5 protein-coding genes are annotated in these 7,073 nt (G+C 73.3%); 2 read left to right on the top strand and 3 right to left on the bottom strand.

What is annotated here, in order from left to right:
* On the bottom strand, nucleotides 1-1,035 hold a 1,035-nt coding region (locus GA0070558_RS19635; protein ID WP_176734275.1), incomplete at its 3' end, for a glycoside hydrolase family 43 protein.
* A 425-nt stretch (nucleotides 1,036-1,460) separates the two neighbouring features.
* Between GA0070558_RS19635 and GA0070558_RS19630 the strand changes: the two genes are divergently transcribed.
* Nucleotides 1,461-2,099 (top strand): M23 family metallopeptidase, encoded by a 639-nt coding sequence (locus tag GA0070558_RS19630; protein WP_091282366.1) that lies wholly within the window; start codon nucleotides 1,461-1,463, stop codon nucleotides 2,097-2,099.
* A gap of 107 nt (nucleotides 2,100-2,206) precedes the next feature.
* The gene (locus tag GA0070558_RS19625; RefSeq protein WP_091282297.1) at nucleotides 2,207-3,487 is read left to right on the top strand and encodes a S1 family peptidase; all 1,281 of its coding nucleotides are present in this window, start codon (nucleotides 2,207-2,209) and stop codon (nucleotides 3,485-3,487) included.
* Here the strand turns inward: GA0070558_RS19625 and GA0070558_RS19620 are convergent.
* Together GA0070558_RS19620 and GA0070558_RS19615 are read right to left on the bottom strand one after the other, a co-directional pair.
* Nucleotides 3,409-4,362: an AfsR/SARP family transcriptional regulator gene (locus GA0070558_RS19620; protein WP_091282293.1), complete on the bottom strand. Its 954-nt coding sequence runs from the start codon at nucleotides 4,360-4,362 to the stop codon at nucleotides 3,409-3,411. The genes GA0070558_RS19625 and GA0070558_RS19620 overlap by 79 nt on opposite strands.
* A 29-nt stretch (nucleotides 4,363-4,391) precedes the next feature.
* Nucleotides 4,392-7,049 (bottom strand): helix-turn-helix transcriptional regulator, encoded by a 2,658-nt coding sequence (locus GA0070558_RS19615; protein ID WP_091282289.1) that lies wholly within the window; start codon nucleotides 7,047-7,049, stop codon nucleotides 4,392-4,394.
* Between the last annotated feature and the right edge of the window lie 24 nt (nucleotides 7,050-7,073).

Genomic DNA, 7,073 nt, shown 5'->3' with positions numbered 1-7,073 from the left:
CGTCTCGACGCCGACGGACCAGGCGATGGTCTCGGCCTCCTGCCGCACGTACGGGTTCAGCGTGCCCACCTGCGGGGCCCCCGTCGTGGTCATGTTCATGCTCGGGATCGTGCCGTCACCGTTGTAGGAGAACTTCTCCACCGCCACCGACCTGGTGAAACCACCACCACCCGGCAACGCACCATTGTGATAGAAGAAATACGACCCACCGTTGAAGTCCACGATCCCCGGATGATTGGTGAAACTACTGCCCTGCCGCGGCATCACCGTCCCCCGGTACGTCCACGGCCCCGTCGGACCCGGCGCCGTCGAATACGCGATGAACTCACCACAACACTCCGCCGCGAAGATGTTGTAGTAGACACCGTTGCGCTTGTACACCCACGGCGCCTCCTCATACAACGTCGGACGACTCGCGTTGCCGTTACGCGTGCCGAACCCGGCCGTGGTCAACGGGATCTTCGTCGGGCTCCCCGAGTAGGAGATCATGTCCTGGTTCAACTTCACGTACCACAGGTTCGGGTTACCCCAGTACAGGTACGCCTGCCCGTCGTCGTCGATCATCACGTTCGGATCGATCTCACCATTACCCAGCAACGGACGACCGATCGCGTCACGGAACGGCCCCGTCGGACTGTCGGCCACCCCGACACCGATCACCATCCCGCCACCACGCTGCTTCACCGGCACATACCAGTAGAACTTCCCGTTACGCGCCGCCACATGACCCGCCCACGCATCCGACTCCGCCCACGCGAACGTCGCCAGACTCATCGGCGAACCATGATCAGTCCAGTTCACCATGTCAGCCGACGAGAACACCCGCCAGTCCTTCATCGTGAAGTACGTCGACCCGTCCTCGTCATGCCCGGTGTACAGATACACCCGACCGTTGTGCACCAACGGCGCAGGATCCGCCGTATAGATCGTCTGCACGATCGGGTTGTCCGCGTGGGCCGGGGCGGCGAACAGCGTCCCGACGCAGAGCAGGGTCGCGACCAAGGCGACACCGCGCCTGAGTCTCGTGCCGGTCAGGGTCTTCACAGATACCTCCCGAGGCGTGGGCAGCGCACCTGGCACAGGTGTCCGCCCGGGGTGGGTGAGTGCGTGGGTGGCCGACCGGCACCCGCCCGGGGGTGCGGCGGCGCGGTCGGCCCTGGTAGGGGCTGCGACATCACGGGTCGGAGCGGGCCCTGACGTCCACGCGGACGCCGGACGTGCTCAGCTCCCGGCTGTTGCTCTGGCTCTGCCGCCCCGGATCGGCGATCTCGGTGGCGGCGGCGGAGCGTGCCCTTCGCTCCTGAGAGGCAGGATACTTGTTACCGTTAACACGGACAAGACGGGGATCGATGTCGTGGCGGTGCCGCCCCGCGCGGGCCGCCCGCCGGCACCCCGGGCCGACCCCTCGGCCCGGCCACCCGGCACCCGGGGCGTTGCCCGGGTCTGCCATGCTCGGCACGATGACGACCGGCCGCCCCACTTCACGCCGCCCGCGCCGCCGGGCCGCCCTCGTCGTCCTGGCGGTCGGGGCGGTCGCCGCCCTCGTCGCCGTCGCCGGGGTCGCCTGGCAGTATCTGCGGCCACCGGGCCCGCGCCCGCTGTTCCAGCTCCCCGTCGCCTGCGGCGAGACGTGGCAGCTCGGCACCTATCCCGGGCACGACGACTACGACGTCGACCTGTTCCCCAAGCGGGGCGAGGCATGGGGGCGGCCGGTGCTCGCCTCGTACGCCGGCACGGTGACCGTGGCGGGGATCAACGGGTCGCTGGGTGGCCGCACCCCCGACAACCCGGACGGCCCGCGCGGCCGGGGCGGCGGGTACTGGGTGAAGATCGACCACGGCGGCCGGTGGGAGACGCAGTACCTGCACCTGCTCGAACCGCCGCTGGTCCGCGAGGGCCAGCGGGTCGCCCAGGGCGAGCAGATCGGGCGGGTCGGCAGCACCGGCAACTCCGGCGCACCCCACCTGCACTACGAGCAGCGCCGGGGCTGGGAGAAGGTCGAGACCCACTTCGACGGCGAGCCGTCGGGGATCACCCACGACGACGTCGAATACACGGTCACCCGCAAGAGCAACAACTGCGCCGTCGCGCGGCCGTAGCCGGCCGCGCCCGCCTTCCACTCACCGTCCAGATTGCTTCCACAGCCGGCTGGCAGCGTCTACGCCACAGACGCGAAGGGCGTCACGTGCGAAGGGACGCGACTCAGGTGCGAAGAGGAACGAACTGGAGGCTGGCCGCGGCGCTCAGCCTGATCGTCGCCGCCGGATCCCTCACGGTTTCCGGGCCGGCGGCGGCCGCCCCCGTCATCCGGCTGGCTCCGTCGGCCCCCGTGCAACCGGCCGACGTCGCCGGCTCGGTCGACTATCTCACCAGGACCTACGGCGTCAGCGTGCGGGAGGCGGTGCGGCGGCTGGAGTTGCAGCGGACCGCGGGGGCGTTGCAGGACGTGCTGGCCCGCGACCACGGCGACACCTTCGCGGGTTCCTGGATCGACCAGGAGAACGGGGGCGTGCTCCACCTCGCCAGCACCGCCGCCGAAAGGCTGGCCCCCGCGCTGGGCGCGATCCCGGACCGGCGGCACATCCGCGTCGTCGGGGTGCGGCACTCCCTCCGGGAGCTCGAGGCCAGGGCCAGAGAGGTCAGTGCCCGGCTGGGGCTCACGCCTGAGCAGGAGCCGGTGATCAACCCGCAGCGCAACCGGGTGGAGTTGCACCATGGCGCGGCGGACGCCGTGCGCGGCTCGGCCAGCCGGCGAGCGCTGGCCGCCGACCTGGGCGTCACGGTGGTCGACTCGCCGACCCCCGTCCCACAGGCCTGCGCGATCCGCAACTGTGAGGCGCCGATGCGCGGCGGACTGACGCTGGACTTCCTCGACTTCAACAAGAATCCGAGGCGGACCTGCACCAACGGCTTCAACGTGCACGGCTCGGACGGCTGGCAGTACACGGTCACGGCGGGGCACTGCAGCAAAGCCGGGGACGGCTACTACTCCCGGCACGCGGGCCTGTGGGTCGGCCGCTACAACAATCCGACCTATGTCAGCGAGATCTACCCCAACGACGGAATCATCATGCCGTACGTGGTGATGAACGGCTTCGAGTACGTCACGTACTGGGTGGTGAACCCACGCAACACGGTGTTCAACTCGCGGGTGAGCGCGCAGTTCCCGATCTACGGAATGTACAGCTACTCCCAGATCGGGGTCGGCTGGGTGGCCTGCCACACCGGTCAGACGTCCAACAACACCAGGTGCGGCACGGTCCTCACGAAGGACGGCGGGATGATCACGGACATCTGCACGCAGGACGGGGACAGCGGCGGCCCGCTCTTCAGCGAGGTCGACCACATGGCCTACGGCATCCTGCACGGCGGCACCAACAGCAACGGCACCTGCACCACGCGGTCGTACTACTCGCCGCTGTCGAAGGTCTTCGACTCCGCACGCTCGTACTCCGGCATCACGTTCAACGTGAACTCGGCCGCCTGATCGACCGGCCCCGCCGACCGGCGGGAGGGCCGTAGCCAGCGCCGCCGCCTGGCTACGGCCCTGCCGGTCCGTCGGGGTGGCGGCCCGGCCTGGGTCAGCACCCGCCGGTGCGCCTCCCGCAGGTCCGGCCCCGGGTCGATGCCCAGCTCGTCGGCGAGCCGCTCGCGGATCGACCGGTACGCCGCCAGGGCCTCGGCCTGACGGCCGGCGGCGGCGAGCGTCGTCACCAGGCCCGCCTGGACGCGCTCGTCGAGCGGGTCCCGCTCGGCCGCGCGGCGCAGCGGCGCCAGCACCGGCGCCGGACGGCGCAGCCGGACCGCGATCCCGGCGGCGTCGAGGACGGCGTCGGTGAACTCGCCGTCGAGGCGCGCGAACGTGGCCAGGGCCGCCGGGGTGCCGGCCAGGCCGTCGCCGGCGGGGCCGTGGCCGAGCCGCAGCGCCGCGGCGTACCGGTCGAGTGCCGCGGCGGGCTCGCCGCCCCGCGCGTACGCCTTCGCCTCGGCGACGGTGCGCCGGAACAGCACGAGGTCGAGTGCCTCCGGCCCGGCCGTGAAGCGGTACCCGTGGCCGTGCCGGGTCAGGTACGCGGACGGAGCGCGCGGCGGCAGGCCCGGTTCGAGCAGGCGGCGGAGGCCACCGACGTACTTGTGGATGGTGTTGACCGCGCTCGGGGGCGCGCCCGGGCCCCAGAGCAGGTCGACCAACTCGGGCGTGCCGACGGGGTGACCGGTGCGGGCGAGCAGGAGCGCCAGCAGGCAGCGTTGCTGCGGCGGCCCGGCATCCACCTCGGCGTCGCCGCGCCGGACCCGTAGCGGGCCGAGGATCCGCAGGTGCGTCGCCGGGCGGCGCGGATCGACACTGTGCGAAACAGGCATGGCATGACGATAGGTAGCGACGTGGATGCTCAGCGTACGTCGGATGACGTAATGACGCGGGCCAGCTCCGCCCGCGACTTGACGTGCACCTTCGGGTAGATCCGGTACAGGTGGGTGCTGACCGTCCGGGGGGACAGGAACAGGTGCGCCCCGATCTCCCGGTTGCTCAGCCCCTCCGCGGCCAGCCGGGCGATCTGCTGCTCCTGCGGGGTGAGGGCGGTCAGCGCGTCCGTCGGCCGCCGCCGGGTCTCGCCCGTGGCCCGCAGCTCCGACCGGGCCCGGTCGGCCCACGGGGTGACGCCGAGCGCGTCGAAGGTGGCCACCGCGGCCCGCAGCGGCGGCCGGCTCTCCGTGACCCGGTGCGCCCGCCGCAGCGCCGTGCCGTGCGCGAGCTGGAGGCGGGCACGGTCGAACGGCCAGCCGGTCAGGTCCTCGGCCAGCGCGGCCCGGTAGTCCCCGCCGAGCACCGCGCGGGCGTAGCCGAGGCCGACCCGCAGCGAGGGCGACCCGGTCCGCGCGGCGACCGGCTCCAGGTCGCGGACCACCGGGCGCAGCTCGTCCTGGAAGCCGCCGAGCAGGGCCGCCTCGGCCAGGTGCCCGAGCACGAGCAGCCGGTGGGCCGGGAAGTAGGCGCTGTCCGCCGGGTCGAAGATTCGCATGAGCTGCCGGAACGCGTCGTCCGGGTGGCCCTCGGCGAGCGCGGCGACGCCCCGGATGCGTTGCACGAGGGCCAGCATCGGCAGCCGCCGGCCGGCGGAGAGCACCTGCTCGGCGGCCTCGGCCCTGCGGTGGGCGGCGGCGACGTCGCCCCGCAGCGCCTCGGCCAGGCCCATGGTGAGGCTGCCGCCCAACGCCCACATCGGCAGCCCGGTCTCCTCCGCCAGTCTGATGCACTCGGCGGCCAGCGGCACGGCGGCCCGGGTGTCGCCCAGCGCCGCGTACGCCGACGCGGCCGCGTTGAGCGCCTGGGAGAGGACGCCGATCCGGCCCTGCGCGCGCAGCTCGGCCGCGGCGGACAGCGCGAACGTGCCGGCCAGGTCGAACGCGCCGACGGCCCAGGCAGCGATCGACAGGTCGCTGCGCAGGGCCGGTGGCAGGTCCATCCGGTGCGCCAGGCGCTCCAGCCGCCGCAGCGCGGCGGCGCCGTGCTCGACCGGTGCGACCAGCAGCATGATCGCGGTCACGCGCGGGTCGTCGTCGATCGATCCGAGCGCGAGCGTGACCTCGATGAACCGGTCGCGGACGGGCGTCGGAACGTTCGAGTAGTAGACGCGCAGCGCCAGGTCGTTCAGCGCCTGGAGGGCGCGCTCGGGGTCGCCGTCGCGGCGCATCGCGTCGATCAGGTCGGCGTAGGCCAGCAGCCGCTCCGGCCCGGACCAGGCCACCGGCAGGTACGTCTCGCGCAGCCAGGTCAGCCGCGCGTGGTCGGCCCGCCGCAGCGCGTGCTCGTCGATCTCGCCGAGCAGCCGCCGCACGGTGTGCGGGTCGCCCTGCTCGTGCGCCACGAGGCAGCTCGACACCTGCCGGTGGCCGCGCGCGGCAGGGTCCCCGCTGAGCTGGACGGCCCGGGTGAGCGCGGCCAGCGCGAGCGGCGCCTGACGCGGCGCGGCGGCGATCGCCACCTCGGTGAGTTCCCGGGCCAGCGCCTCGTCCGGGCCCGGTGCGGCCGACGCCCGGTGCCAGAGCCGGCGCTGCGGGCTGGCGGACAGCACCTCGGCCAGCGCCGCGTGCACGCGGCGACGGTCCGCGGGCGCGGCCTGCTGACGCAGCGCCGAGCGCAGCAACGGGTGCCGGAACCGCAGCTCGTACCGCTCGTCGACGGCGACCAGACGGGCGGTCACCGCCGGCTGGATCGCCTCGGTGGGCACGTCGACGCCGGCCAGGACCGCGGCGGCCGCCAGGATCTCGCCCAGGCCGGTCCCGTCGTTCAGCGCCGCGATCAGCAGCAGGGTCCGGGTCTGCGGCGGCAGGTCGGCGACCAGCCCGCCGAAGGTCCGCTCCACCCGCGCGCTCAGCGGCAGCGCCGCCGGCGACAGCGCGCCGTCGCCGAGCCGGGCGACCGAGGTGCCGAGCTCCACGATGCCCAGCGGGTTTCCGGCGGCCTCGTCCAGCACCCGGTCCCGCAGCCGCCGGGCCAACCGGGGCGCGGTCCGGTCCAGCAGCGTCCCGGCGTCCGCCGGGTGCAGGGGCTCCAGCCGCAGCTCGGGCAGCCCCGCCCTGGTGAGCCGCCGGTCGACGTCCTCGCCGTCGCGTACCGCCATGACCACGGCGACCGGGTCCGACCCGATCCGCCGGCAGAGGAACGTCAGGGTCTCCCAGGTGGCGGCGTCCAGCCAGTGCGCGTCCTCGACCGCGAGCAGCGTGGGCTGCTCCGGTTCGCCGAGCAGGTGCAGCACCTCGACGGCCCGCCGGTACGGCGAGTCCGCCGTCAGCGCGGCGGCCCGTAGCGGGCGGAGCAGGTGGTCGAGCCCCGCGTACGGGATCTGCCCCTCGGCCTGCACGCCGGTCACGCCCAGTACGCGCACCCCGCGCCCGCGCCCGGCGCGGACCACGTGCTCCAGCAGGGCCGACTTGCCGATCCCCGCCTCGCCGCGCAACACCAGCGCGCCGCCCCGCCCGTCGATGGCGTGGGTGAGCAGACCCCCGAGCAGGCTGATCTGGTCGTCCCGCCCGACAAGCCCTGCCATGCCCCCATCCTGCAACGCCACGGC

The organism is Micromonospora haikouensis (genome assembly GCF_900091595.1).
GTDB classification, from domain to species: domain Bacteria; phylum Actinomycetota; class Actinomycetes; order Mycobacteriales; family Micromonosporaceae; genus Micromonospora; species Micromonospora haikouensis.
This window is presented reverse-complemented; position numbering and strand designations above follow the sequence as displayed.

What these genes read in the sequence shown, in the direction of transcription:
- GA0070558_RS19630 (WP_091282366.1), top strand. Translation starts at nt 1,461, where the DNA reads ATGACGACCGGCCGCCCCACTTCACGCCGCCCGCGCCGCCGGGCCGCC.
- GA0070558_RS19620 (WP_091282293.1), bottom strand. Translation starts at nt 4,362, where the DNA reads ATGCCTGTTTCGCACAGTGTCGATCCGCGCCGCCCGGCGACGCACCTG.
- GA0070558_RS19615 (WP_091282289.1), bottom strand. Translation starts at nt 7,049, where the DNA reads ATGGCAGGGCTTGTCGGGCGGGACGACCAGATCAGCCTGCTCGGGGGT.